Below are 26496 nucleotides of genomic sequence, written 5' to 3'. Positions count from 1 at the left end.
ATCCGGACGGACCGGCCACGAACTTTTCCCCCTTCGACAAGCTCCAACAGGGAAACGCCACGTTGGAACGGGGAAAGCATGAAACTCGCCACGCGCCTGCGGGCCACCGCGGTGATCACCCTGACAGTGGCCGGCGTCGCCGCGCCCGCGCCGGCCGTGGGGGCGGCCGCGCCGGGCCGGCCGCCGGCCCTGCCGGACTCCGGATCCGGTCCCGCCGCCTTCGCCTACCTGTGCGTCAACCCCAAGGACCGCGACGCGATCCCCTCGGGACCCTGCGACACCTGGCGGCTGGTGACGGCCGACGGGCAGATCTTCTCCGTCCCCGAGGCGCTGGGCTGGGACAAGGGGAAGGATCCCGACGCACTGGGCGAGCCCGGCTCCTTCGCGATCAGCCCGGACGGAACGCGCGTCGCCTACCAGCGGGCCGGCGACGACCGCGTCGTGGTCCGCGACCTGGCCTCCGGGGAGAGCTGGGCGATCCCCTACCGGGCGCCGCGCGGCTCGGTGGGCTCGCCGTTCACGCTGAGGTTCGTCCGGGACGGGAGCCGGCTGGCGATCGTCCGGACCGACGTCGAGACGCCCGCGGCCATGCTCGCTCAGGTGGAGGCCGGTACGGCCCGGCGTATGCCCAAGGGCTGGGAGCCGCTTGACGCCGACCCCGGCACCGGGCGGATCACCCTGTTCCGGCCGGGGGCGCATGGCGGGACGTTCCGCACCGTCGGGGACGGCCGCAGCGTCACCGCCAAGATCCCCGCCAAGGTGGGCAAATACCACATCTGGGGCGCCTTCGCCGCGCGAGACGGGCGGGCCGCCAACCTGGTGCCCAAGGAGCCGCCCGCCTGCGGACCGGACATGACCCCCGTCTGGCTGGCGGTCTTCTCCACCCGGACGGGCAAGATGACCACGGTCAAGCCGCGGCTGCCCGCCGACGTCTACCGGGCCGACGTGATCGACTGGCTCGGCCCCGAGGAGATCGTCGCGGCGGCGGGACGGGAGCGCCCCGGCAAGACGCCTGACACGCCCGTCGGCTCCTACGTCTACGCCATGAACGTCACCACAGGCGAGAGCCGGCTTCTCGCCAAGCTGTCCACCACCGAGCGGATCTACCAGAACCAGCTGGTCGTGGGCGGCTATGCCGCGGCGCAGGGCGAGGCGGCGGCCGGCGCGGTGGCCAAGCCGGGTGAACGCGGCTGCGGGTGACCGGTCAGCGACGCGCGACGGGGCATCTCAGCCGAGGTCCGGCTCATCCGTCGGAGCCGGTCAGCAGCTCGCGGAAGTGACGGCGGCCGCTGAACGGGTATGCGGTAGGCCCGCGCCAGGGCCCGCAAGAGCCGCTGGGCGAAGGGGGCCGCCGGGCTCCATGAGGAAGGAGTTCTCCGGGGGGCGCCCGCACCTGGTCGCGGCCAGACGAGCAACCGGAGGAACCATGTCCGACGCCAGCAAGACGGAGCGATTCCCAACACACCCCGTGGTGTCCGCGCAGGAGTGGGAGGCAGCGCGCAAGCAGCTGCTCGTGAAGGAGAAGGAGCTGACCCGCGCCCGGGACGCCATGGCCGCGCAGCGCCGGCGGATGCCGTGGATGGCGGTGGAGAAGAAGTACGAGTTCGACGGCCCCGAGGGCAAGGTGAGCCTGCTCGACCTCTTCGAGGGCCGACGTCAGCTGATCGTCTACCGCGCCTTCTTCGAACCCGGCGTGGAGGGCTGGCCCGACCACGCGTGCATCGGCTGTTCCATGGTGGCCGATCATGTCGCCAACCTCGCCCATCTGAACGCTCGCGACACCACGCTCGTCTTCGTCTCCCGCGCCCCGCAGCCGGACATCGCGCGCCTGAAGGCGCGGATGGACTGGGCGATGCCCTGGTACACCCTGACCGACGAGTTCGACGCCGACTTCGGCGTGGACCAATGGCACGGCACGAACGCGTTCATCCGCGACGGCGACAGGGTGTTCCGCACCTACTTCATCAACAACCGCGGCGACGAGGCGCTGGGGAGCACGTGGAGTTACCTGGACATGACCGCGCTCGGGCGTCAGGAGCAGTGGGAGGACTCGCCGGAGGGCTATCCCCAGACCCCGCCGTACGAGTGGTGGAACTGGCACGACGAATACGCCGACGCCTAGGGCTCTCGGCCTACGGGGCCGGCTTGACCGCCGTCTACGTCGTCCTCGTCAAGGCCTTCTGACGTCGAATGTTAACATCAGAACAATGAGGAGGTGCGCACCGTGAGTGACCAGGGCAGGGTGGCCCCCGCACGCCGCCGAGGACTGGCCGACGAGGTCGCGGACCGCATCCGGGAGGCCATCTTCAGCGGGGCCTATGCCCCCGGGGCGCAGCTGCGCGAGGTCGAGCTGTCCGAAGCACTGGACGTCAGCCGCGGCCCGGTGCGCGAAGCGCTGCGGCTGCTGGAGCGCGAAGGGCTGGTCCACTGCGCGTGGCACCGCGGCACCACGGTGACGACACTGTCCCGCGAGGACGTCGCCGAGCTGGGCAGCCTGCGCGGCGCTCTGGAGGAGCTCGCCGTCCGGCAGGTGATCGCGCACGCCTCGGACGAGGACCTCGCGTCCATCGAGAAGGCTGCCGACCTGATGGAGCGCGCCATGGGCGCGCACGAGATGGTGCGCTGCGACATCGCCTTCCACGACGCCGTCTTCGCCGCCGCCCGCCACCAGCGGCTCGCCGAGGCGTGGGAGGCCATCCGCTGCCAGGTTCATCTGTTCCTGCTGACCCGGATCGGCCGCAGCACGGAGGGATATCTCACCCGCATCCCCGCGGAGCACCGCGAGCTCGTGGCCGCCTTGCGCGCCCGCGACACCGGGACCGCCCTGGAACTCTTCGCCGCCCATCGCCGCCTCGCCGTCGACGTGGTGACCGCGACTCATTCCTGATGCCGTACGAGGCCTTGCCGGGAAGATCTGCGGCCCCTTGACGTACGACAGCGCTCCGCATTCGGAGCGCGCTGTCTAGTTTGAGAACATGCAGCCAGACAACGCCGACACGACGCCCACGACTCGGGACGACTCCCGGTACCTCCCGATCGGGGAGCACGGGCTGATCGGTGACCTGCGAACCGTCGCACTGGTAGGGACCAACGGCACGATCGACTGGTACTGCTGCCCGAGATTCGACTCGCCCAGCGTGTTCGGCTCGATTCTGGACGCCGACAAAGGCGGCTCGTTCGAGCTGTTCGCCGACGTGCCGGCGACCACCAAGCAGTTCTACTTCCCCGACACCAACGTCCTGATCACCCGTTTCTACGCCGATGACGGGGTCGGCGAGATCCAGGACTTCATGCCGATCGCCGGCGACCGGCTCGAGGCCGACCGGCACCGGCTGATCCGCCGGGTCTCCTGCGTCCGCGGCACCATGCCGTTCCGCGCCCGGGTGGCGCCCCGGTTCGACTACGCCAGGCAACCCCACAAGGTTCGCCGGGACGGGTCACGGACGATCTTCGAATCGGAGTCGCTGTGCCTGGCCCTGTCCGCCAGCGTGCCCGTGGAGACCGACGAGCGGGACGCCTGGAGCCGGTTCGAGCTGCGGGAGGGAGAACACGCGGTGTTCGCCCTGGACCGCGTCGGCGCGGGGGTCACGCCCCGGGGCTGCCCGCTGGAGGAGGCGGAGGATGAGTTCACCGCCACGGTGCGGTTCTGGCGGCACTGGCTCTCCGCCTCCCGCTACCGGGGCCGGTGGCGGGAGGTCGTCCACCGCTCGGCCCTCACGCTGAAGCTGCTCACGTACGCCCCGACCGGCGGGATCGTCGCCGCCCCCACCACGAGCCTGCCCGAGCAGATCGGCGGGCCGCGCAACTGGGACTACCGCTACGTGTGGGTACGCGACGCCGCCTTCTGCGTGTACGCCCTGCTCCGGCTCGGCTTCACCGAGGAGGCCGAGGCGTTCATGGGTTTCCTGTCCAAGCACGTCGGACTCGACACCAACCACGGCACGGGCCCTTTGCAGATCATGTACGGCATCGACGGCCGCAGCGACCTGCCCGAATACGAGCTGAGCCACTTGGAGGGCTACAGGGGATCCGCTCCCGCACGCGTGGGCAACGCCGCCGTCGACCAGCTCCAGCTGGACATCTACGGGGCGCTCGTCGACTCCATCTACCTCTACAACAAGTGGGGTACCCCGATCTCCAGCGACCGCTGGGAAGAGGTGTGCACGCTGGTGAACTGGGTCTGCGACAACTGGGACCAGCCCGACGAGGGGATCTGGGAGACCCGCGGCGGACGCAAGAACTTCGTCTACTCGCGTCTGATGTGCTGGGTGGCCATCGAACGCGCCATGCGCATGGCCGCGCAGCGCGGCCTGCCCGCCGACATACCGCGCTGGCGGCAGTCCCGCGACACGATCTACCGCGACATCATGCGACACGGCTGGTCCGACACGCTGCAGGCGTTCGTCCAGCACTTCGACGACGACGTCCTCGACGCGTCCATCCTGATGATGCCGCTGGCCAAGTTCGTCTCACCCACCGACCCCAAATGGCTGTCCACCCTGGAGGCGCTCGGCCGCGGCCTGGTGTCCGACTCGCTGGTCTACCGCTACGATCCCGAGGCCAGCCCGGACGGGCTGCAGGGTCCGGAAGGCACGTTCTCGATCTGCTCGTTCTGGTACGTCGAGGCCCTCGCCCGCGCCGGCTACCTCGACGACGCCCGCCTCGCCTTCGAGAAGATGCTGACCTACGCCAACCATCTGGGACTGTACGCCGAGGAGATCGGGCACACCGGGGAGCAGCTCGGCAACTTCCCGCAGGCATTCACCCACCTCGCGCTCATCAGCGCCGCCTTCAACCTCGACCACGCGCTCGGCTAGCGCCGGGCCTCTGCGACCCTGGATGGCGGCGAGTGCGAGCGGCTCGCGCGGCGCGTCCGTCGCGTACCACACCAGTTCGATCTGCCGGTCGGGCAATCCGTGACCCGGCGGGCGCGGTGAGCGCGTGCCCACCGCCCCGGCCGGGCGGCCTGGCTGCTCCCGATCAGAACGGGTAGCGCGGCGGTTCTCCGCGCATGGTGATCCAGCGGGTCTCGGTGAACGCCTCGATGTTGGCGGCGGCCCCGCCGAAGCGGGCGCCGGTGCCGGAGGCGCGTACGCCGCCGAACGGCGCGTTGGCCTCGTCGTTGATGGTCTGGTCGTTGATGTGGACGATCCCGGTCGGGATCTGCTCGGCGACGGCCAGGCCCCGCATCACGTCGCGGGTCACGATGCCGAGCGACAGGCCGTACTCTCCGGCGGCGGCCAGCTTGGCGGCCTCCTCTGCCGAGGAGACGCGGGTGACCGGCGCGACGGGGCCGAAGACCTCCTCGGCGAAGGCGGGCGCGGTCAGCGGGACGTCGGCCAGCACCGTCGGCCGGTAGAAGAGCTGCTCGTAGGTCCCGCCGGAGGCCAGCTTCGCGCCCTGGTCGACGCTGGCGGTCACCATACGGTGGATCTTGTCGCGCTGGCCCGCGTCGATCACGGGGCCGAGCGCCACCTCGCCCGTGGCCGGGTCGCCGGCCGGGAGCCCGCCGGCCTTGGCGGCGAGCCGTTCCACGAAGTCGTCGTAAAGGCGGTCGGCGACCAGGTGGCGACCGGTGGTCATGCAGATCTGGCCCTGGTGGAAGAAGGACCCCCAGGCGGCCAGGTTCACCGCCGCGTCCACGTCGGCATCGTCCAGCACGAGCAGCGCGGAGTTGCCGCCGAGCTCCAGGTGGGCGCGCTTGAGATGGCGCCCGGCCAGCTCGCCGATGCGGCGGCCCACCGGGGTGGAGCCGGTGAAGGAGATGACCCGCACGTGCGGGTCGATGATCAGCGCCTCGCCGACGTCGGGGCCGCCGGGCAGCATCTGCAGCACGCCCGGCGGCAACCCCGCCTCCTCGAACACGCGGGCCATGAGCGTGCCGCCGGTGACCGCGGTACGCGGGTCGGGCTTGAGGATGACGGCGTTGCCGAGCGCGAGCGCCGGCGCGACCGAGCGGATGCCGAGGATGATCGGTACGTTGAACGGCGAGATCACCGCGACCACCCCGGCCGGCAGGCGGCGCGCCAGGGACAGCCGCGGCTGTTCCGAGGGCAGGAGCTCGCCGATCGCGCGGCCGGGCAGCGAGGCGGCCTCGTAGCATTCCTCGGCCGCGACGTGCAGCGCGAACCCGGCCATGCCCGGGACCGTGCCGACCTCGCGGACGTTCCAGCCGCTGATCTCCTCGGCGTGCCGCTGCCACAGGTCACCGGCCTTGCGCAGGACGGCGGCGCGGGCGGTGTGCGGCATCGCCGCCCACTCCCGTTGGGCCTCGGCCGCGCTCGCGGCGGCGTCGGCGACGTCGTCGGGGGTCGCGAGCCCCATCCGGCCGAGTTCGCCGCCGGTGGCGGGCTCGACGACCGCGTAGTCGCCGCCGCGTCCGGCCGTCCACGCGCCGTTCTTGAAGATCTTTCCTTGCCAGTCGACGCTGGCGAGCAGTCCCACAGGTGGTTCCTCTTTCTCCGTATCGTGCCGGCGGTTCAGGTCGTCCGTGGAGGTGTCGCTCACACCGAACTCCTTGCGTCGACGGCACGCGCAGGCGTCACTCGTCCTGGGCACACCGCGGTTGCTCTGGGGGTAACTCGCCCGGCACCCCGTGGCCGGGGAGCGGCACGGACCTCGGGTGGCGGAAGTTGAGCCGACCGTACGGTCCCGTTAACACCAGAGCAACACTGTGTTCCGAGGGTTCGAACGTGATTTGCCTGGTTGAAACGCCGGCTACGGCTGAGGGCGGTGGCCGAGGCGCCTGGAGATCTCGGCGGCCGTGCGCCGGAGCGCCGGTTCGAGGCGTCCGGCCAGCGCCTCCACGGCGGTCGGCGCGACGGTGAGATGGACGGCGATGTTGACCGCGGCGACGACCTCGCCTGAGCGGTCCCGCACCGGCGCCGCGAACGACCGCAGCCCAGGGGCGAGCTCCTCGTCGTTGACCGCGACGGCGCTCTGGCGCACCTTGGCGAGCGCGGCGATCAGCTGCTCCCTGTTGGTGATCGTCTTGGGGCCGCGGCGGGCCATGTCGGTGTGGTCGAGGATCTGCCTGAGCGTCGCCGGGTCCTTGTACGCCAGCAGGACCTTGCCCATGGAGGTGCAGTAGGCCGGCAGCCGGGAGCCGACGTGCAGGTTGAGATCCATGGCGAGGGAGCTGCGCCGGCCGCTGCGCCTGCGGTCCACGTAGACCACGTCCGGCCCGTCGCACAGCCCCATGCTCACGGTGAAGCCCGTCTCGTCGGCCAGGGCCTGGAGCAGGGGGCCGGCGACCTTGGTGAGCTCCATGGAGTCGATCGCCGCGAATCCGAGGTCCACCACCCGCGGGCCGAGGAAGTACTTCTTCGTCTCCGGGTCCTGCCGGAGGTAGTCCAGCTTGGTGAGCGTCGCGACGTACCGGTAGGTCGTGCTCTTGTTGAGCCCGACGGCCCGCGCCAGGTCGGCGATCCCCAGCACGGAGCGGTCCCCGCTGAAGGCGGACAGGACGCGCAGGCCGCGTTCCAGTGACACGGAGAAGGCGGCGGAGGGGTCGGCCGTCGTGCGGCCCGGAGCTCGACCTGGTCGTGGAGAGGCGTCATCGGTCACGGGCGTCAGGATACGGCCCTATCGTTCTAAGTATTCGAACCATTTTGACGGCCAGGGCCGATGGCGTGAACGCTTCTGGCCGGACCGGCGCGAGCGCGGAGATCGGGGGGCTCTATGGCCGGAGGGGAGCGCACCGGGAGCGGCTGGCCCAGGCCGCCTGTGGGGCACTTCATCGGCGGCGACCGGGTGGAGGCCGGCTCCGGCCGCACGTACCCGAACCGTTCCCCCTGGTCGGGTGAGGCGCTCGGGGAGGTCGCCGCCGGAGACCGCGAGGACGCGGAACGGGCGATCGCCGCCGCCCATGAGGCGTTCGGCGGCTGGGCCCGCGCGCTGCCCGCGGAGCGGCAGCGGATCTTCCTGCGCGCGGCCGACCTCTTGGAGGGCCGCCGCCACGAGGTCCTCGCCGCCCTCGCCGCGGAGACCGGCTGCGGCCGCCAGTTCGGCGACATGCAGTTCGGCTTCACGCTCAAGCTGCTGCGCCAGGCCGCCCACCTGGCCTACCGGCCGGCCGGGGAGTTGCTGCCCTCCGACATCGCGGGCACCCAGGCGATGGCCGTACGCCGTCCCGTGGGCGTGGTCGCGGCGATAGCGCCGTGGAACGCATCGCTCACCCTCGCCGGGCGGGCGACCATCGGGCCGCTCGCACTCGGCAACACCGTGGTGCTGAAACCCTCGGAGGAGTCCCCGTACACGGGAGGCATGCTCTGGGCGGAAATTCTCCAGGAGGCCGGCCTGCCCGCCGGGGCGTTCAACGTCGTCACCCACGCCCCCGGCGAGGCCGGTGCCGTCGCCGACGCGCTGCTCGCCAGTCCGCTCGTCAAGCGGATCAACTTCACCGGCTCGACGCCGACCGGCAGGCGGCTGGCGGAGAAGGCAGGCCGGCACCTGAAGCGCGTGGTGCTCCAGCTCAGCGGCCAGAACCCGCTCATCGTGGCGGCCGACGCCGACCTCGAGTACGCCGTGAACGCCGCCACCTACGGCGCGTTCGTCCATCAGGGGCAGGTCTGCATGTGCGCCAGGCGCATCTACGTCGAACGCCCGCTGGCCGAGGAGTTCGCCGAGCGGTTCGCGGCCAGGGTGGCGGCGCTGCCGATGGGCGACCCGTCCGACCCGTCCACCGTCGTGGGCCCGGTGATCAACGAGTGGGCCCTGGCCCTCCTCGACCGCCGCGTCAAGGAGGCGGTCGGGCTCGGCGCCCGCGTCCTGGCCGGCGGCGTGCCCGCACCGCCGTGCTACCCGGCCACCGTGCTCACCGACGTCCCGGACGAGGCCGAGATCGCGCAGGGCGAGACGTTCGGGCCCGTGGTGGTGCTGGAGGCGGTCGGCTCGGCGGAGGAGGCCGTCGCCCGGGCCAACGACTCCGACTTCGGCCTGGCCGCCTCGATCATCACCGGGGACAGCCGCCGCGGCCTGCGCCTGGCCTCCGCGCTCGACGTCGGCATCGTGCACGTCAACGACCAGCCCGTCAACGACGAGCCGCACATGCCGTTCGGCGGCGTCAAGGACAGCGGCTGGGGACGGTTCGGGCTGGGCTTCGCGGCCGAGGAGTTCTGCGAACTCCAGTGGATCACCGTCCGGGACCAGGACCGCACCTTCCCCTTCTGACCCGGCCGGTGTCCGCTATCGCTTGCGGGCGATGCCGCCGTACATGAGCCGCTGGCCCACGGTCAGGTGCTGCGGCACCGGCCCGTCCGGCCGCCACAGCGGCAGCGGTACGACGCCCGGCTCCAGCAGCTCGTAGCCGTCGAAGAACGCGGTGATCTCCTCCGGGGTCCGGAACCGCCCGGTGCCGAGCAGCGCGAGGAACTTCTTCTCCGCGTCCCTGGCCTCCTCGCTGGAGTCGCAGAAGTGCGTGATGAACAGGTGGCTGCCCGGCGGCACCGCCTCCATGTACGCCTCGACGATCCCCTTGGGGTCTTCGTCGTCGTGCAGGTGGTGCAGGATGCCGACCAGCATCACGCCCACCGGCCGGTCGAAGTCGATGAGCTCCCGGACGCTCGGGTCGGCCAGGATCGCCGCCGGGTCGCGCAGGTCGGAGGTGACGACCCCGGTGTTCGCGTTCTCCGCCAGCAGCGCCCGCCCGTGGGCCAGCACCATCGGGTCGTTGTCGACGTACACCACCCGCGCCCGCGGGTTCGCCCGCTGCGCGACGTGGTGGGTGTTCTCGACGGTCGGCAGCCCCGAGCCGAGGTCGATGAACTGGGTGACACCCTCGGCGCACATGAACCGGACACCTCGGCCGAGGATCTGCCGGTTGTAGGTCGCCACGTCGTAGATCTCCGGGACGACCTTCACGATCTCGGCGACGAAGGCCCGGTCGACCTCGAAGTTGTCCTTTCCGTTCAGGACGACGTCATAAGCCCTCGCGATGCTGGGCCTGGTCGTGTCGATGCCGGCATTCCGTACGTCGAAGTTGTCCCCCACAGGACGATCCTTTCTCGCGGTTCCGGCCTTACAGGTACAAATGATCATAAGCTGTGGGAGATCGTGAAATGTGGCTTACCGCCGCTCGGAGCGTCTCCAAGGACGACCGGGCAGGCCGCCCAGCACTTTAGGCGACGCCTCCATCACAGTTCGCCGCTACGAGCGGCCGGCCAGGCGTGCCGGCGCCACCATGACCTCATGCACCGTGCGTGGGGACGGATCCTGCTGATCGGGGCCGCAGGGCTGGGCTGCCTGCTGGGCGGCATCGGCGTCGTGATCGACCCGCACCTCTGGGTCTGGCCCGGCCTGTGCGTGCTCGCCGCCATCGCGGGAGCGGCGGTCGTCGTGCTGGCGCTGGAGCTCAGCAACCCCGCCAGCGCGCCGAACGGCGACCTGTGGATGGAGGCCGACCGCCTCTACACCGTGCGCGGCGCGGCACTCGCCAAGATCGAGAGCACGCCGGAGGCGACTCCGGCCCGCTGCGCCAAGGTGACCGCCTGGATCACCGAGCTCGGCTTCAGGTGCCCTGGAAATACCGCTGGGCGCCGTCGTGGAGGACAACGGGCTCGGTCTCAGGCGCATCCTTCCTGCTGATGTTCTTCGCCTCCGGGTGGACCTTCACCAGCTCCGCCTGATGATCGAAGATGATTTTGGTGAGGCCGGCGGCGAGATCGGCGGGCATCTTGTCCGACACGACCAGCAGGTTGGGCACGGCGATGGTCGGCACGTCCGACCCGGTGGCGTACACGTCCTTCTTCAGAGCGGTGGCCTGGTAGACGGGACCGTACTCGGCCTGCAGCTTGGGGAGCAGATCGTCGACCGGCACGAACATGATGTCGTCCTTCAGGCTCGTGGTGAGGTCGGTGATGCCTCCCGTCGGCAGACCTCCGGACCAGAACAACGCGTCCAGCGTGCCGTCCTTGATGCCCTGCACCGTTTCCGGCAGAGACAGCGCCTGCTTGCTGATGTCGGAGTCCGGGTTGAGGCCGGCGGACTTGAGGAGCCGCAGGGCGATGTTCTCCGTACCCGAGTTCGGCGATCCGGTGGAAACCCGTTTGCCCTTCATGTCGGCGACGGTGCGGATGCCGGCGTCGGCGCGCGCGATCACGTGGGTGTAGTTCGTGTAGATCCGCGCCAGGGCTCTGATCGGCTGCGGGCTGTTGAAGGCCCCCTTGCCCGTGGCGGCGTCGCTCGCGGCGTCCGCCAGGGTGAAGGCGATGTCGGAGTCACCTCGGACGACTCGCTGGATGTTCTCGACCGAGGCGCCCGTGGCCTCGGCCGTGACCTGGTAGCCCGGCAGGTTCTTGGTGATCAGATCGGCATAGCCTCCGCCGAGCTGGTAGTAGACGCCGGTGGTGTTCCCGGTGGCGATGGACAGCCGGCCGCTCTTGTAGAGAGCTTCACCGGCAGCGCTCGGGCGCTCGCCGCCGCAGGCGGTGAGACCGATGAGGAGAGCGACCGCGGCGGTGCCGAGACGAATGACAGATCCCATCATTTTCCTTCCTGAATGTGGTGGGGGGTGATCGGCCGGCGGAGCGCCACGTGGACGACCAGCGCCAGGGCGAGCAGGGCCAGCCCGGCCGCGATGCTCGACGGTTCGAGATAGAGGAGGGCGACCGCCGCGCCCCCCGACATGACACGTTCGGGCCATCCCGCACGGCGTACCATCCAGCCGCCGGTGGCGGCCGCCAGGGCGATCACGGCGACCGCCGATACCGCCAGCGCCATGAGCACCTGAGGGAGCGGAGCCTGCCAGAGCAGCGCCCGCCCGGCGGGGGCGAGCACGAAGGCGAACGGCACCAGGAAGGCCGGGAGGGTGTACTTCCAGGTCATCATCATCGTCTTGAAGGCGTTGCCACCTGTGATGGCCGACGCCGCGACAGCGGCCAGCGCGGTCGGCGGCGTGACCTCGGACAGGACGGCGTAATAGAAGATGAACATGTACGCCGCGTCCGCCGGGACGCCCAGGGTCTGCAGTGCGGGACCGATGATGACGGCCGCGATGATGAACGACGCGGTCACCGGGACGGCGAGGCCCAGCAGCAGCACCGCCACCGCCGCCACCAGGGCGGTCATCGCCAGATGGCCCCCCGCCAGGTCGACGATGATCCGTGAGGCCTTCAGTCCGAGACCGGTGAGGGTCACCATCGCGACGATCACCCCGGCCGCGGCCGTGGTGGCGGCGACGGGCAGCACGCCCAGCGTTCCGGCGGAGAGCGCCTGGACCGCCCGCCGGGGGCCGAGGCGCTGCTCGCGGTCGAGGAACGACAGCAGGAAGGCCAGGATGGTGGCGTAGACGACGGCGCGGAAGGGCGACACGCCCAACGCCATCAGCACCACGATCGCGATCAGCGAGGAGAAGTGGTAACCGAACCGGGACAGCAGCCGCCAGGCGGAGCCGGTCTCCATCTCGACGCCGTGCGTGCCGAACCGGCGGGCGTCGATCTCGACGGCCAGGATGATCCCGAGGTAGTACAGCACCGTCGGCACGGTGGCGTAGAGCAGGACGGTCAGGTACGAGACCTTGAGGTACTCGGCGATGATGAACGCCGCCGCCCCGAGCGTCGGCGGGGACAGGATCGCGCCGATCCCCGCGGCGGCGAGGATGCCGCCTCCGTGTTCGCGCGGATAGCCGGCCCGCCGCAGGATCGGCCACGCCACGCTGCCCAGCGACACGGCGGTGGCCGTGCCCGAGCCGGAGACGGTGCCGAGCAGGAACCCGGCCAGGGTGACCGTACGCCCGGGCGCCGCGGCCGACCGGCGGAACGCCGCGAACGAGATGTTGACGAAGAAGGCCCCCGCCCCCGAATACTCGAGCACCGCACCGTAGATCGTGAAGAGCACGATGTAGGTCGCGGCGACGTCGAGCGGCACCCCGAACAGCCCTTCGGTGCCCATGTAGAGCTGGACGACGATGCGTTCGACGCCGTAGCCGCGATGTCCGACGACGGAATCGACGGGGAGGTAGCCGCCGTAGTAGGCGTAGGCGAGGAAGGCGAGGCAGATCCCCGGCAGGATAGCCCCCACGGTACGGCGCGTTGCTTCGAGCACCAGAAGCAGGCACCCGGCGCCCATGAGCAGATCGAGGGATGACGGCTCGAAGGTCCGCCGGATGAACATGTCGAAGCCCAGCAGCGGATACGCGCAGACCACCAGGGAGAGCCCGGCAAGGATCCAGTCGGCGACGCCGGGATTGTCCGTGGCTCGCGCCGCGGACCGCCGCCCCGGCCGTCGCGGCAGGCCGGGCCGGTAGGCCAGGAACGTCAGCGGCAGCACCGCGGCCAGGAAGCTCATCCGATACGGCAGCACCGGCATCGGGTTGAAGACGGCGTAGAGCGCGTAGAGCGATACGCCGAGCGCCAGTGCGCCGATGACGTACGCCAGCCGCCCCGTGATGTGACGCGCCGGTCGCTCGGCGTCGTATTCGGCGATGAGCTCCTCGGTGCTGCGGGCCTGGGTGGCGCTCTGATCGGCGGTTGTCACCACTACCTCCATGCTCTCCGGCGCACAGCCGCCGGTTGCGTGAAACGTAGATGTGACCTGGCGCACGTTTGAAGGTGCCGGCATCCGCATTTGATGAACTCTTAGGGAAGACACGCCGCCTGTGTTAAGGCCAGATCAAATCCGGCATCGTGGAGGCCGCCAGGACGGCATTCCGGTTTATGGTGCGCATGCTGCGGAACCGCATCAGAGGCGGGCCGGGGGCGCAGACGACTGGTCAGGTCCGGCAGACGGCGGTGGAGATGGACGACGGTACCCCCGGACACCTCTCGTGGGACAATGAACCACGAGTCGGCAGACAGAACCAGGCGTGACCATGCGCGTCCTTGTCGTGGAAGACGACGCCCGAGTCGCCGCCGCCCTGGCCGCGGCGCTGTGCCGGCACGGCTTCGAGGTCCTGCGTGCCGGCAGCGTGGCCGAGGCACTGGCCGCGCCCACCGTCGACATGATCCTGCTCGATCTCGGACTGCCGGACGGCGACGGCGTCGATCTGTGCCGCCGGTTGCGACGGAACGACACCGATGTCGCCATCATCGCCGTCACCGCCCGCGGCGAGGAACGCGACAGGATCGTCGGGCTGCGGTCCGGAGCCGACGACTACCTGGTCAAGCCCTATTCGATGGCCGAACTGATGGCACGCGTCGAGGCCGTGATGCGCCGGTCCAGGCCAAGACCCAAGCCGGTCGTCGAGATCGGCGACCTGCACATCGACCTGGCCGCCCACGCGGTCACGAGGGGCGCGGAACCGGTCGTCCTGACCCGCAAGGAGTTCGACCTCCTCGCCTGCCTCGCCCACGAGCCGGGTGTCGTCGTGCCACGGGAGCGCCTCCTCATCGAGGTCTGGGGCACGACATGGCCCGGGGCGGGCCGTACCCTTGACGTCCACATGGCCACGCTGCGTGCCAAACTCGGCGAGCCCACGGTGCTCGAGACCGTGCGCGGCGTCGGCTACCGGCTGGCCAGGAGCTAGGGACATGATGTGGCGCGGGGAGCTCTCCAGGCGCGGCCTGTTGACGATCATCCTCTCGGTTCCCGTGGCCGCCGGATGCGGCCAAGCGGAGGTGCCGCCGGTCCCGGCGGGCGGTGTCAGGATCGCCACAGGCTCCGAAGGCGGCGTCTACGAGGTGTACGGCAGAGCGTACGCCGGCGTGCTCGGGGACCGGCTCGCTGGGACCGCCGTCACCGTCGCCTCCGGCGGCACCGTGGACAACATCGAGATGGTCGCGGCAGGCCACGCCGAGGTGGGATTCGCACTCGCCGACGTGGCAGCCGACGCCGTAGCCGGGCGGCCGCCCTTCCGCGCGCCACAGCCGATCGTCGCTCTGGCGCACCTGTACGACAACTACGTCCAGCTCGTGGTGCGCGACGACGGTCCGGTGCGGACCGTCGCGGACCTGAAGGGCAGGCGTGTCTCGGACGGCGGCGAGGGGTCGGGGACCGCCGTCACGGCCGCGCGCATCCTCGGCACAGCGGGGCTCGCCGACGAGGTCGACCTGCGGCGCCTCGACGTCGGGGCCTCGGCCGAAGCGCTCGCGGCGGGGAAGATCGATGCGTTCTTCTGGAGCGGAGGGCTGCCCAGCGCCGCCATCACGGACCTTCGCCGAGGGACGGACGTGCGGCTCATCGACCTCGGCACCACCGCGGAGTCGCTCACCCGCACGTACGGCGATCTCTACATGGAGACGACGGTGCCCGCCTCGGTCTATGGGCTGTCCAGCGCGGTGACGACCGTGAGCGTGCCGAACTATCTCGTCGTCCGGCGCGGGCTGCCGGCGGCGACGGCCTACTGGCTGACCAGGCTGCTCTTCGAGGGTCAGCCCCGGCTCGCCGAAACGCATCCCGAGGCCCGCCGCCTCGACCCCGGTTCGGCGATCATGACCTATCCGCTTGATCTGCACGAGGGCGCGATCCGCTGGTATCGCTCGTCGCACCGGTGACGGGAAGCGTGATCAGAACCTCCAGCCCGTGTGGTTTCGCGGCCGACACCTCCATGGAGCCGCCGCTCTCCTCGGCCAAAGTCCGGGTGATGGCGAGTCCCAGGCCCGTGCCGCGCACGTTCTGGTGCCGGGGGCTGCGCCAGAACCGATCGCCCGCCCGGGCCAGCTCCTCCGCGGAGAGACCCGGCCCGTTGTCGCGGACGCGGATCTCCACCACGTCGTCGCGGGAGCGGGCCTTCACCTCCACCGCGCTTCCCCGTCCGAACTTCAGCGCGTTGTCGAGCAGCGCGTCCAAGGCGTGATCGAGCAGATCAGGCAGGCCGGTGGCGGTCATGCCGTCCGGCACGTCGACCTCCAGGGGCGTGGCCGAGCTCTGGTAGGCGGCCTGCCATGCCACCGCGCGCCGCCGGATCGCGGCCGACACGTCGAGCGAGCGCGGGGCCGCGTTCATGGACTCGGCCCGGGCGAGCTGCAGCAGCGCGTCGACGCTCTCCCCGAGCCGGTCCGCCTCCTCCAGGGCGAGCCGCAGTTCCTCACGTCCGTGCGCATCCGAGACGTAGGAGTCCGCGTTCTCCATCCGCAGGCGCAGGGCGGTGAGAGGGTTGCGAAGCTGATGCGAGGCCTGGGCGACGAAGGCGCGCTGCTTGAACACGGCGGCGGCGACGCTGTCGGCCATCGCGTTGAAACTCGCTGCCAGCCGCCGCAGCTCAGGCGGCCCGGTCCGGTCGGACACATGGGTGGCATGCCGGCCCGACCCCACCGCGTGAGCGGCCTCGTCCAGGTCGTGCACCGGCCGCAGCACCCACCGCACCACGGGTACGGCAACCGCCAGTGCCACCACCAGCAGCGCGACCATCCCGCCCAGCCCGAGGTAGAGGAGCTGCCGGGCGACCTCGTCGCGGGCTCTGTGCGTGGGCGAGATCGTGACGGCCGCGCCCAGGACCCGGCTGTCTCGCACCACGGGCTCGACGACGACGTACGGCCGGTCGTCCCACGGCCACAACACGTGCGGGCGCTGCGGCGGACGCCCGGCCAGCCCGCGCAGCAGCGGAGTGCGGACCCCCTCCTGCGAGGTCGACAGCCCTTCGCGAGACGACGCGACGACCCCTCCGTCCGAGTCCACGACGAGAACCGGCGTGTCGTACAACTCGTCGTAACGCACCAGATCGGCCACCAGCCGCCTGGTCCGCCCCGTCGAGAGCGCCGACTCCGCCACATCCGCGAACCTGGCCGTGTCGTCGGCCCGGCTGATGAACAGCTCCTGGGACGTCTGATCGGCGCTCGTCACCGCCAGAGGCAGGCCGAGCGCCGCCACCAGCCCGGCGACGAGGGCGAACACGATGATCAGCAGGCGTCTGCGCACGCGAACCCCCTCATGAGAGCGATGGACGAGAGCCGGCTGCAATTATGCGCACAGCGGTTCTGGCTCGGACAGGGAGCCGCGGCAGGGTCCTCAGGATGCCGTCCATATGAGGGCACAGGTTTCTGTTATCCGCGCCCGTCTGTTTCGTCTCCTCTCACGAGAGCCTTCACCCGGGAGGCGACGACAGTAAGGCAGCGATGAGCGACAAGAGTCGTGCCAACTCCTCAGCCCGCCATCTGGCCCTGACCGCGCTGGCGACGGCGGTCGCCGTCTGCGGCGCGCCAAGCCCGGCGGCATCGGCAGCCGTGCGCACCGCGATCCCCGCGGCGCCGCACGCCGGCGCCGGTCTGCCCGATCCGGGCAGGGATCCGGGAGCCGACCCCGTCTTCTCCTCCGACGGGGAGCTGAGCAGGAAGGAGACGTACGCCTACCGGCCGTCCAAGCCCGGCGACCACGCCTTGCCGTCCGGCACGTTCACGCTGTCCTACGACGTGTCCCGAGCCTCGCAGCGCCCGCTGAAGGCGCAACTCGGCAAGGCACGGGCGGAGCTCGCGCGAAGCACCGGCATCGCGCTCTACCTCACCGGCGGGACCGCGCTGAACGATGCCGACCTGGCGGCGGTACAGACAGTCGGCAACGCCGCGAGCGCGGGCGGGCTCGGGCTGACCGATCTGAACCGGCTGCACATCTACAACCTGCGATCCCTCCAGGGCGGGACCGAATGCACACCCGGCTCCGGGCTGGCCTGCGCCGGGCAGATCGCACGCGGCGGGCGCTCGCCCTACCTGTGGCACAACGGCTGGTGGGGGTCGTGGGTCAGGCACCTGGTGCTGGACGATCTGCAGGACATCAAGCCTGGCTCCTTCAGCAACCACAACCTCGCCTCGGTCAGCTTCAAGGCGGCTCGCACCGTCGGCGCGATGGCGTTCGGACACGGACCGTACGCCAAGCTCAGCGTGCTCTACCTGCCCAGCGTCACGGAGATCGGCGCGAACGCGTTCCGCCGCAACCAGTACCTGACGAAGGTCAACCTCCCGAAGGTGCGCACCATCGACGACTTCGCCTTCGACGACGCTTCCCGCCTGCGCTACTTCAACGCTCCAGAGCTGGAGTCGATCGGCAGGAACGGATTGAACGACAGTCACGCGCTGGAAGCGGTCAACCTGCCCAAGGTCCGCTACATCGGCATCAACTGCTTCGATCTCAACGGCAACGCCGCCGCCGGGACAGGCATCAAGGTGCTGCGGCTGCCGAGCCTGCGGACGCTGGACAAGAACGCCATCGTCCACCTCGCCTCGCTCAAGAAGCTGTACGCGCCCGCGCTGACCACCGCCTGGCACGACTCGATCTCCGGCGACGAGAGCCTCGAATCGGTGTACGCACCGAGCCTGAGCAGGCTCGGTCCGCGTGTCTTCGCGCGTACTCCCCGCCTGCGAGCGCTGTACCTCGGCCGGCGGCCACCGGCCCAGGACGGCGCCGCGTTCACGGGAGCCGACCCGGCGAAGCTGACCATCTACTACACCGGCGCCACGTCCGCCTGGGCGAGCTTCGTGCCGGCGGGCAATCCCACGATCAAGCTGGTCAGGCGGAACCCGGCCGCCTGACCGCACGATCCCCCAGGACCCCGGGCAGCCGGGTCGAGCCCGGCAAGGGTGCGGGCTCGCGCACGAGCCCAGGTCAGAGAACCCCGACGGCGGGCGCCTCCTGCGGGAACAGGGTGTCGAACACCACGGCCCGGTCGAAGGACATCGCACGGGCGCGGGCGCGGAACTCCAGGTCCTGCCGCTCGGCGGCGGACATGTCCAGGACCACCCGGTCCACAGCCGCGACCAGACCGGCGATGTCCCCGGCCTCGACGATGACGGCGGTGTCGCCGACCGCCTCGATGGTCCCACCCGTCATGGTGGTGATGATCGGCCCACCGCCGGCCAGCATCTTCTCGGCCAGGGCGATGCCGAACGTCTCGACGAAGTCGGGCTCGGGCTTGGTGGGCAGGACGTAGACCGCACAGCCGCGCATGAGCAGCGGCTTCTCGTGGTCGTCGACATCGGTGAGGAAGACCACCCGGTCGTCGTCCCCGGCCATCGCCTGCACCTGCTCCAGCATGGGCCCGGTGCCGGCGACGACCAGTTTCACGCGCGACCGGCAGCGCATCTGCCTGAAGGCGGTCAGCAGGTCGTCGATCCCCTTGGCCCGCGTCACCCGGGACAGGAACAGGATGTACCCGTCACGCTCGAGACCGCGTCGCGCGAGCGCGGCGTCCACCTGCGCCGGATCCAGGTCGAGGAAGGCGGCGGAGTCGATCGGCGGGTAGCTGACGGTCACGCGGCGCCGGCATTGTTCGGCGAACGTGGTGCCGCAGAGAGCGTCCACCTGCTCGGCCGAGGCGACGATCTCCTCCCGGGTGTACTCCGAGACGGCGACGACCTCGTCGTTGGCCAGGAACGTGGTGAACAGCACGGTCGCCGCGCCGAACCGGCCTTCCCGCAGGCACGACCGGATCACGTTGGTCACGTCGGAGCCGACCGCTTTCGCGACGGTGTGGATGTCGGGCGCGAACCCGGCCGCGCGTGCGGCCGCGACCGCCTCCACGACCACCGAGGTGTGCGGAGCGAGGTACATCGACAGGCAGGTCGTGGGCACCGGTTCGGCGAGCAGCTCGACGAGGCGGCCGGTGAGGCCGGCCTGGTGACGCCCGTCCGGCACCCGGTAGTCCCCCACCGCCTCCGGCCGCTCCACGGTGATCCCGGCGCTGTACGGCAGCAGCCGGTCCAGCGGCTTGAGCGGCAGCCCGGCCGCCTGCAGCGTCGGAATGGGCCAGGTCAACAGCCGTACGTCGGCGAACCCGCGGGTCAGTGCCACCTCGGCGAGGTTGCGGGCCTCGCCGGAGTGGCCACAGATGACCGGGTCGGCTCTGACCACGATGACGAGACGGCGAGGGGGGTGGGTCATCGCGCTTCCTTCGGTGTCGCGGGCGGATCTGAAAGGGACGGCGGGCGGATCCCCCGCCCCCACGCCGACGGCTCCGGGCCCAGCCGGAGGTGCAACCGGCCGCCGCGGTGCACGGTGGCGGCGCTCAGGTGTGTCGCGTGCAGGGGTTTGCCGTTGAGGGTAGCCGACTGGACGTACTGCGCCGGCGGGTCACGATCGATGCCGTCGACGCCGATCGGCGTCTCGCGGTGCCCGCTGGTCTCGATGACGAACTCGTTGCCGCCCGTCCGGAGCACGGCTCGGGAGAACGCCGGCGCGTTGACCAGGAACAGGTTCTGTCCGGCGACCGGGAACAGCCCCAGCGACGCCCAGACGTACCACGAGCTGAGGCCGCCGGAGTCGTCGTTACCGGGCAGCCCGCCGGGGCCGGTGCCGAACTGCCAGGTCAGCGCCGCCTGCACCACCTGCGCCGTGCGGTCGGGCCGGCCCGCGTAGTGGTACGCCCACGGCGCCTCCATGTCGGGCTCGTTGTTCAACCCCTCGAACCGGTTCAGGGCGTATCCGGCCGCCATCTCCGCCGCCCGCGGGCGCCGGCCGGGCTGCCTCACCGGTGCGGCGCCGAAGCCGAAGAACATGTCCAGCTTGTCGGCGAAGGCCTCGTCGCCGCCGGCCAGGGCGATCCTCCCGGCCATGTCGTGCAGCAACCTGAACGAGTAGTTCCACTTGCCGCCCTCGTAGAACTCCGAGTCGCGCAGCAGGCCCGTGACCGGGTCGAAGGCGTTGGACCACTGGCGGCTGCGGTCCTCGAGATCGTCGGCCAGGCGCCGGTCGTTCAGCGCCCGGGCGACCTGTGCCGTGCAGTGGTGGGCGTAGGCGAGGTCGAGGGTGTGGGTGATCGGGTGCACCACTCCGTGCTCGAAGAAGTCTTCGCCGTACAGGCGGCGCAGGTCGTCGACCATGTGCACGAGCGCCCAGTTCCAGTCCAGGTCCGCCCGGCCCAGAGCGTGGGCGTCCGCCAGCGCGGTGTGCGCGAGCGCGCTGGCCTGGCGGAAGAAGCGGTCGGCGCCGCGAGCCATCCGGTACCCGATGGGGAAGTTGCCCTCCTCCTCGCAGACCCGGATCAGCGACTCCAGCAGGTCCGCGGCCCGGTCCGGGGCGATGGCCGCGAGGAGCGGCAACTGCGTCTTGTAGATGTCCCACATGGTGCACACGTCGAACGCGTACGGTCCGGGGCTCGGCCAGAACGGGCTTTCGTCGTCGGCGAAGCACGGCTTGATCAGCGCATGGTAGAGCGCCGTCGCGAGCACGGTGCGGCGGGCGGGCGTGCCCCCCTCGACCTGGACCCGGTCGAGGTGCTCGCCCCAGCGGGCCCGGGTCCGGGAACGCACCGCGTCGAACGCCGGCTGCCCCTGCCCGCACTCGCGCTCCAGGTTCTGCCGCGCCTGGTCGCAGCCGCGCAGCGAGAACCCGAGCCGCACCTCGATGGTCTGCCCCGCCGCGGCCGGGCCCATGAAGAGCATGCCGAACGGCCGCAGCGTGGTGTGCCGGATGCTGTCGAAGTCCAGACGGGTACCGCCGTCGACGAGCCGCCGGTCGTACCAGAGCATCTGGCGCCAGCCCGGGCTGTCGACGTCCAGGTACACCGACAGAGGGACGCCCTCCATCACCACCGTGCCCTGGGCCCGGCCGTGGCCCATGCTCTCCACCTGTGCCCGCAACGGCACGGTACGGCCGAGTTCGATGGCCAGGCCGCCGCAGGACAGGTCGACCACTACGCGGGCGCTGCTGTGCTCCGGAAACGTGTACCGGTGCACGGCGACCTTGGAGCCCACGGTGAGCTCACAACGGACCCCGGTGTCCAGGGTGGCCGCGTAGTAGCCGGCCTCCGCCACCTCGTCGTGCAGCGGCCACGCCTCCCCCAGCGCGTCCAGCGGCTGCACCATCGGGGTGACCCGAACGTAGTTGTAGTACTTGCGGATCGCGCCGGTGCCGGACTGCTGGAAGTGGGTGAACCCGGACGCCTGCAGCCGCTCGAACATCTCCTCGGGCACGCCCTCGGTGTTCTTCGCGTACTGCCCGTATCCGGTCGGGTACGCGCCGGAGTAGGCACAGGCCGACACCATGCCCAGCGGCGACGTGGCACCCGGGTGGGTGTTGCCCACCTGGGGTTTCGGCCACCACCAAGTGGCGGCCAGACCGCGCGCTCGAGGCAGGTCGGTCGCCGCTATGCCGATGAATGGGTCAACGTTGTCGAGGATGGCGGAACTGTACCCAGCGCGAGGTCACCGTAGGTTTCAGCGAGGTGAACTCCTGTCTATCCCTATCACCAAGCGGTCGAGCTGGAGCGCCGCCACCGGCTGCGGGAATCAGGCTCGGCGCGTCGCCACTCCCTTGGCCCACGCCTCGATGAGCTCGGTCGCCTGGGCGACATTGAGTCTTGGGTCGCACAGTGAGGAATAGTGACGCAGCAGGTCGTCCTCGCACTTCACTGACCCGCCGATGCACTCGGTCACGTCGCCCGCCGCGACCTCTATGTGGAGTCCGGCGGCGTGCTGCCGGTGCTCTTCGATGATGTCGCGGAATCTCAGGGCTTCAGTGATCATGTCAGTGAGATACCTGGTTTTCAAGCCGACTTGGTCGCACATGACCGTGTTGCCGTGCATGGGGTCACCCAGCCAGATCACCGGGTGTCCCGCATTCGCCACACGCCGGACGATCGGCGGCAGGACCTCTCGGATCAGGTCCCGGCCCATCCGCGGTATCAGCACGACCCGGCCGGGCTCGCGGCGCGGATTGAGTGTCTGACACACGTTCAGCACGTCATCGGGGGTCGCGGTCGATCCGATTTTGCATCCGACCGGATTGGCCACCGAGGCCAGCAAGGCGACATGCGCGCCGTCCGGGTGGCGTGTCCGCTCCCCCACCCAGGGGAGGTGCGTCGAGGTCAGGTACAGGTCACCCATGTCCTGATCGCGGCGGACCAGCCGGGTTTCATAGTCGATGACCAGCGCCTCGTGACTGGACCACGGTCCCTCCATGGCAGGCATGCCGGCGTGTCCTCGGCGGTGCGTCCGCATCTCCCGTTGCACTTTGTCGCTGGCGTCATAGGCCCACAACATGCGCCGTGGATTGGCCTTCCGGGTCAGGGGGGCGGCAATTTCTGAATTTATCATGTGCCCCCGGAAGGAGGGGAAACTGAGTTCCCCGTGACGCTCCATTGCCTGTGACCGGGGTTTGGCGAACTGTCCACCCATACGTCCGACACGTATGACACTCCGGCCGGTGAGTTCGCTCAAGCGATCTCCCAGCCTGTCAATGACACGCAGCTTTTCCGCTACGTGCTGCTCGGTGCATTCGTAGAAGCTCTCCGCGCAATCACCCCCTTGCAGAAGCAGGACATCCGCGGTCATCAGCCTCGAGAGCGAACAGCGCAGACGCCGAATTTCCGCGGCCGCCACAAGAGGCGGAGCCGAAACCAGCCTTTGACAGACCTCGTCATAGGCGACGTGTTCTCGCCACTCCGGCTGTTGCGCCGCCGGCAGGCTCTCCGGCAGGCGGAGTCGGTCGACGTCCACGGTGGAGCTGGGTGGCTGCATGTCTACTCCCGTCAGCAAACCAGTTAGCGGGCCGCACCGGAGCCCCTCGCCCGGTCGAGGCGTTTCGGACAGCTTGACCCAGCAGCCGGGGCGGGCACATCACGTCTTCGCGCCGATGGGACACGCCTCATCGGCGACTCACGGTTCTGTGCCGCGGTTCGGCACGACCTTGCGCCGACCCCGTCGGCCGCGCCTCCGACCCAGCTCAGCCATCCGTGCGGTCACAGCGTTGGGCGGCGTCTTCCGAGACACGCGTCCCGGAGGACCAGGTCCGGCATCCGCGAACAGCGGCGGGCCGCGGGCACTTGGATCACCTGCATCAATACATCTTGATGTAACGCATTCACGCCATCTTGGGTGCGATTGTTTGACCACTATGGGTGATCATGGTTACGTCGGGTACCGGGAGATTTCCCTCTCGATGCTGAGGTGATCATGTATCCGTTAGTCGGGCGTGAACACATGCTGTCCGTGCTGGTCGATCATTTGAATGCCACCCTGGAGGGCTCGGGTGGGTTTATCGTCCTCGAGGGTCCGATCGGCATAGGCAGGACTCGTATGCTGAAGGCGGCGGCCTTTGAGGGGGCCGAACGCGGCTTCACCGTGGCTTACATACGAACAGGAGTAATCGATCAGCCGACACCCCTTCGCGAACTGATCACTTTCTTGCGGCACGTGATGCCCAGCGAGTCCGAATTCGATGATTTGGTTCGCCCGGATATTAATCCGTTCTGTTTGGCTGATCGCCTGGCCGAACTGATCGCGAATGCGGCGCGCAGGCGCCCCCTCCTGATCGCTCTCGACGATGCCCAGCGGGCCGACGAGGTCAGCGGTCTGGCTCTTCAGGGTCTGGTGCAGTCGCTCGTCTCGTCGCCGGTGCTCTGGCTGCTCGCGCGCCGGCCGGTTCCCGCCCAGTCGCTCGCCCAGCACGCCATCGGCTGGCTGATCGACCGTGCCGCAGGCCGGCTTCACCTCGGCCCGCTGGACAATGAGGCCGTGGCCGCGCTGTGTACCAGCGTCCTCGGCGCCAAGCCGGATTCGTCGGTGCTCAGGTGGGCGGCTCACTGCGGCGGCAACCCGTGGCTGCTGGAGAACCTGCTCAGCGCACTCATGGACGCGGGGCAGGTGGTCATCGTCGATGGTACGGCTTCCGTGCTGGCCGACTGTCTGCCCGGATGCGTGCTCTCCGCTGTCGCCCGCCGGCTGGACGAGCTGCCGTCCGCGGTTCGGCGCCTCCTCGTGCACGGCAGAAGGATCGGCCATGCGTTCACGGTCGAGGAGGCGGCGGATTTGCTCAGCGCGTCGCCCCCCGACCTGTCCTCCAGCGTCGAAGAGGCCGTACAAGCAGGGCTGATTCGGAGAAACGGCGCGAAGCTGGCCTTCGTCCACGATGTCATCGGGGAAGCACTCCAGCATGTCCCGTTCCGTGATGTGGAGCCCGCCCCTTCCGTGCCCGTGACCGGCACCATGGTGCGCCCATCCGGGCGGATCAGTGTGGCCGAGCCCAATACCGCCCGTGCTGAGCCGCCGCCCAACGGTCGAGCGATCGCTCCGCCACCGCCGCAGTCTCAGGCATGCGGATGCGACGAAATCACGGCTCAGGCCATTTCGGCCCTGGGAGATCCGTTCGACGAAGCACCGCGGGCGCTGGCCCGGCCCCTGTGTCTGCTCGCCGGGGCGGGGCGGGCCGCCGAAGCCCGTCGCCTCGCGGACGTCGCTGTGCGTGCCGGCATCGAGGCGGCGGCCGAGGCGCAGCTGATGCTCGATCTCGCTCAAGGGCTCCAGGACGCCGGCTGCCACGGCATGTCAGTCGAGTGCCTTCAGCGGACGTTGGCGCGGCGGGACCTTCGCGAAGTGGACCGGGGCAAGCTGGAGGGGTCGCTTGCGGATACGGCCAAGCGTGTGAAGAGCGTTCCCGGAGCGGGACCCACGGTCGGGAACGGGCGGTCGACCAGCCTTGCTCGACCGCTCATCGTCGATCGCCGCGCGAGGGCCGGCGGCGACACCGGGGCGACCGGGTGGGGAGTCCGCGTCGCGGAGTCGTTGCAGGAGCCGGTCCATCCGTACCGTGACACGTGCGAACGCCCGCTCTGGGCATGGATGGTCCGCGCTCTGGTCGCAGCCGATCAGTTCGAGGAGGCGTCCGCCGTCTGCGCCGCGATCAAGCAGGAGTCGGAGAAGCTCGGCGAGGCTTGGCCGGAGCCGCTGTGGCACGGTCACCTCGCCGAACTCCTCGTGACGGCCGGCCGGCTCGACGAAGCACGCGTCGCGGCCGAGACCGGGCTTCGCCTGACGGACCGGTCGGCGCCCGAGGACTCCGTATCCGCGCGCGCGGTTCTGGCGCGGATCAGCTTGCATCATGGCGATACCGCCACCGCCAGTGAACACTTGCGCATGGCCGAACGGCTTGTGTCCGACGACGCGGTACCCGACAAGACCGACTTGAATTGGGCGCTCGCTCAGTTCCACGCGGCCAGCGGGCGTCCCGGCATGGCGGTTCAGACGCTGATCAACGTCGAAGGGGAGATCGCTCCCGACCTGGTGCTCTTCACCGAAGCGCCGACGGCGGCGGCAATGCTCGTGCGCCTGGCCAGGAAGGCGGGACTCAGCGCGGAGGCTGAAGGCGCGGCCGACTTCGCCCGCCGGATCAGCGAGGGCAACCCGACTGTGGCGTCGTTGGCAGGGGGCGCCGAACACGCCGAAGGACTCCTGCGCCATGACCCGGTTGCTTTGCGTCACGCCGTGGAGCACTACCGGCTCAGTGGACGTCCTCTGGCAACCGGCATCGCCCTTGAGGACGCGGCACAAGAGGAGCAGAACATTCGGCATCAGGCTCAAGCGGTCCAGTTCCTTGGCTCCGCTCTGGATCTCTACGTGGACTGCGGTGCACGGCGGGACATCACCCGGGTGCAGAAGAAGCTTCGTCGTCTCGGCGTGCACAATGTACGCGCGCTGGGCGCCGAACGGCCCACATCAGGGTGGGAAAGCCTCACGAGTGCGGAACTTCGAGTCGTGCGGGCGATCGTGGACGGTAAGACCAACAAGGAAGCGGCAAGCATGTTGTTCCTGTCGCCCCACACCGTCGACAGCCATCTCCGGCGGGTGTTCGCGAAGCTCAGCATCAACAGTCGTGTCGAGCTGACCAAGCAGTTCATCGCGCACGAAACCTCTTAGAAAG

Annotated in this window: 19 protein-coding genes; 10 read left to right on the top strand and 9 right to left on the bottom strand. The window is 69.9% G+C overall.

Annotation, left to right across the window (positions count from 1 at the left end; all coding sequences use genetic code 11):
* The first annotated feature begins 78 nt into the window (after positions 1–78).
* The 4 genes from ACIBX3_RS24440 (at position 79) to ACIBX3_RS24425 (ending at position 4817) form a co-directional block, all read left to right on the top strand.
* Positions 79–1200, top strand: coding sequence for a hypothetical protein (locus tag ACIBX3_RS24440; RefSeq protein WP_397120630.1), 1122 nt, complete (start codon positions 79–81; stop codon positions 1198–1200).
* A 226-nt stretch (positions 1201–1426) separates the two neighbouring features.
* Positions 1427–2122, top strand: coding sequence for a DUF899 domain-containing protein (locus tag ACIBX3_RS24435; RefSeq protein WP_397120628.1), 696 nt, complete (start codon positions 1427–1429; stop codon positions 2120–2122).
* A 102-nt stretch (positions 2123–2224) separates the two neighbouring features.
* Positions 2225–2887: a GntR family transcriptional regulator gene (locus ACIBX3_RS24430; protein ID WP_397120626.1), complete on the top strand. Its 663-nt coding sequence runs from the start codon at positions 2225–2227 to the stop codon at positions 2885–2887.
* A gap of 88 nt (positions 2888–2975) precedes the next feature.
* Positions 2976–4817 carry a glycoside hydrolase family 15 protein gene (locus ACIBX3_RS24425; RefSeq protein ID WP_397120624.1) on the top strand — a complete coding sequence of 614 codons (1842 nt, stop codon included), beginning with the start codon at positions 2976–2978 and terminating at the stop codon, positions 4815–4817.
* A 163-nt stretch (positions 4818–4980) separates the two neighbouring features.
* Here the strand turns inward: ACIBX3_RS24425 and ACIBX3_RS24420 are convergent, their stop codons facing one another.
* Positions 4981–6444 carry a benzaldehyde dehydrogenase gene (locus ACIBX3_RS24420; RefSeq protein WP_397121029.1) on the bottom strand — a complete coding sequence of 488 codons (1464 nt, stop codon included), beginning with the start codon at positions 6442–6444 and terminating at the stop codon, positions 4981–4983.
* 273 nt (positions 6445–6717) lie between these two features.
* Positions 6718–7566, bottom strand: a complete 849-nt coding sequence (locus tag ACIBX3_RS24415) for an IclR family transcriptional regulator (protein WP_397120622.1) — start codon at positions 7564–7566, stop codon at positions 6718–6720.
* 114 nt (positions 7567–7680) lie between these two features.
* On the opposite strand from ACIBX3_RS24415, the gene ACIBX3_RS24410 reads away from it, so the two are divergent.
* A complete protein-coding gene (locus tag ACIBX3_RS24410; protein WP_397120620.1) occupies positions 7681–9171 on the top strand; it encodes an aldehyde dehydrogenase family protein in 1491 nt (496 codons plus the stop codon).
* A gap of 15 nt (positions 9172–9186) precedes the next feature.
* Here the strand turns inward: ACIBX3_RS24410 and ACIBX3_RS24405 are convergent, their stop codons facing one another.
* Positions 9187–9990 carry an SAM-dependent methyltransferase gene (locus tag ACIBX3_RS24405; protein ID WP_397120618.1) on the bottom strand — a complete coding sequence of 268 codons (804 nt, stop codon included), beginning with the start codon at positions 9988–9990 and terminating at the stop codon, positions 9187–9189.
* Positions 9991–10188: 198 nt separating this feature from the next.
* Here ACIBX3_RS24405 and ACIBX3_RS24400 point away from each other — a divergent pair, with 198 nt between their 5' ends.
* Positions 10189–10584, top strand: a complete 396-nt coding sequence (locus ACIBX3_RS24400) for a hypothetical protein (RefSeq protein ID WP_397120616.1) — start codon at positions 10189–10191, stop codon at positions 10582–10584.
* On the opposite strand, the gene ACIBX3_RS24395 is transcribed toward ACIBX3_RS24400, so the two are convergent.
* Both ACIBX3_RS24395 and ACIBX3_RS24390 read right to left on the bottom strand, forming a co-directional pair.
* Complete coding sequence (locus ACIBX3_RS24395; RefSeq protein WP_397120614.1) at positions 10508–11485, bottom strand: TAXI family TRAP transporter solute-binding subunit; 978 nt, start codon at positions 11483–11485, stop codon at positions 10508–10510. The two genes, ACIBX3_RS24400 and ACIBX3_RS24395, sit on opposite strands and share 77 nt — an antisense overlap.
* Complete coding sequence (locus tag ACIBX3_RS24390; RefSeq protein ID WP_397120612.1) at positions 11482–13473, bottom strand: TRAP transporter permease; 1992 nt, start codon at positions 13471–13473, stop codon at positions 11482–11484. Before ACIBX3_RS24390 ends, ACIBX3_RS24395 begins: the two co-directional genes overlap by 4 nt.
* 334 nt (positions 13474–13807) lie before the next feature.
* Between ACIBX3_RS24390 and ACIBX3_RS24385 the strand changes: the two genes are divergently transcribed.
* Positions 13808–14461 carry a response regulator transcription factor gene (locus ACIBX3_RS24385; protein WP_397120610.1) on the top strand — a complete coding sequence of 218 codons (654 nt, stop codon included), beginning with the start codon at positions 13808–13810 and terminating at the stop codon, positions 14459–14461.
* A 4-nt stretch (positions 14462–14465) separates the two neighbouring features.
* On the top strand, positions 14466–15428 hold the full coding sequence (locus tag ACIBX3_RS24380; protein WP_397120608.1) for a TAXI family TRAP transporter solute-binding subunit: 963 nt from the start codon (positions 14466–14468) through the stop codon (positions 15426–15428).
* Here ACIBX3_RS24380 and ACIBX3_RS24375 read toward each other — a convergent pair.
* Positions 15364–16791 (bottom strand): ATP-binding protein, encoded by a 1428-nt coding sequence (locus tag ACIBX3_RS24375; protein ID WP_397120606.1) that lies wholly within the window; start codon positions 16789–16791, stop codon positions 15364–15366. The two genes, ACIBX3_RS24380 and ACIBX3_RS24375, sit on opposite strands and share 65 nt — an antisense overlap.
* 197 nt (positions 16792–16988) lie before the next feature.
* Here ACIBX3_RS24375 and ACIBX3_RS24370 point away from each other — a divergent pair, with 197 nt between their 5' ends.
* Positions 16989–18395 (top strand): leucine-rich repeat domain-containing protein, encoded by a 1407-nt coding sequence (locus ACIBX3_RS24370; protein ID WP_397120604.1) that lies wholly within the window; start codon positions 16989–16991, stop codon positions 18393–18395.
* 73 nt (positions 18396–18468) lie between these two features.
* On the opposite strand, the gene ACIBX3_RS24365 is transcribed toward ACIBX3_RS24370, so the two are convergent.
* From ACIBX3_RS24365 to ACIBX3_RS24355, 3 genes are all read right to left on the bottom strand, one after another.
* Positions 18469–19743, bottom strand: a complete 1275-nt coding sequence (locus tag ACIBX3_RS24365) for a glycosyltransferase (protein ID WP_397120602.1) — start codon at positions 19741–19743, stop codon at positions 18469–18471.
* Positions 19740–21956, bottom strand: a complete 2217-nt coding sequence (locus ACIBX3_RS24360; protein ID WP_397121028.1) for a glycoside hydrolase domain-containing protein — start codon at positions 21954–21956, stop codon at positions 19740–19742. The genes ACIBX3_RS24365 and ACIBX3_RS24360 overlap by 4 nt, the downstream gene beginning before the upstream one ends.
* A 132-nt stretch (positions 21957–22088) precedes the next feature.
* Complete coding sequence (locus ACIBX3_RS24355; RefSeq protein ID WP_397120600.1) at positions 22089–23318, bottom strand: 3-deoxy-7-phosphoheptulonate synthase; 1230 nt, start codon at positions 23316–23318, stop codon at positions 22089–22091.
* 435 nt (positions 23319–23753) lie between these two features.
* Here ACIBX3_RS24355 and ACIBX3_RS24350 point away from each other — a divergent pair, with 435 nt between their 5' ends.
* Positions 23754–26492 (top strand): AAA family ATPase, encoded by a 2739-nt coding sequence (locus ACIBX3_RS24350; RefSeq protein ID WP_397120598.1) that lies wholly within the window; start codon positions 23754–23756, stop codon positions 26490–26492.
* The last annotated feature ends 4 nt before the right edge of the window (positions 26493–26496 follow it).

It is taken from the genome of Nonomuraea sp. NPDC049480 (assembly GCF_044465905.1).
Taxonomy (GTDB): Bacteria; Actinomycetota; Actinomycetes; order Streptosporangiales; family Streptosporangiaceae; genus Nonomuraea.
The sequence above is the reverse complement of the archived record's forward strand: the minus strand, read 5'-3'. Positions and strand labels throughout refer to the sequence as shown.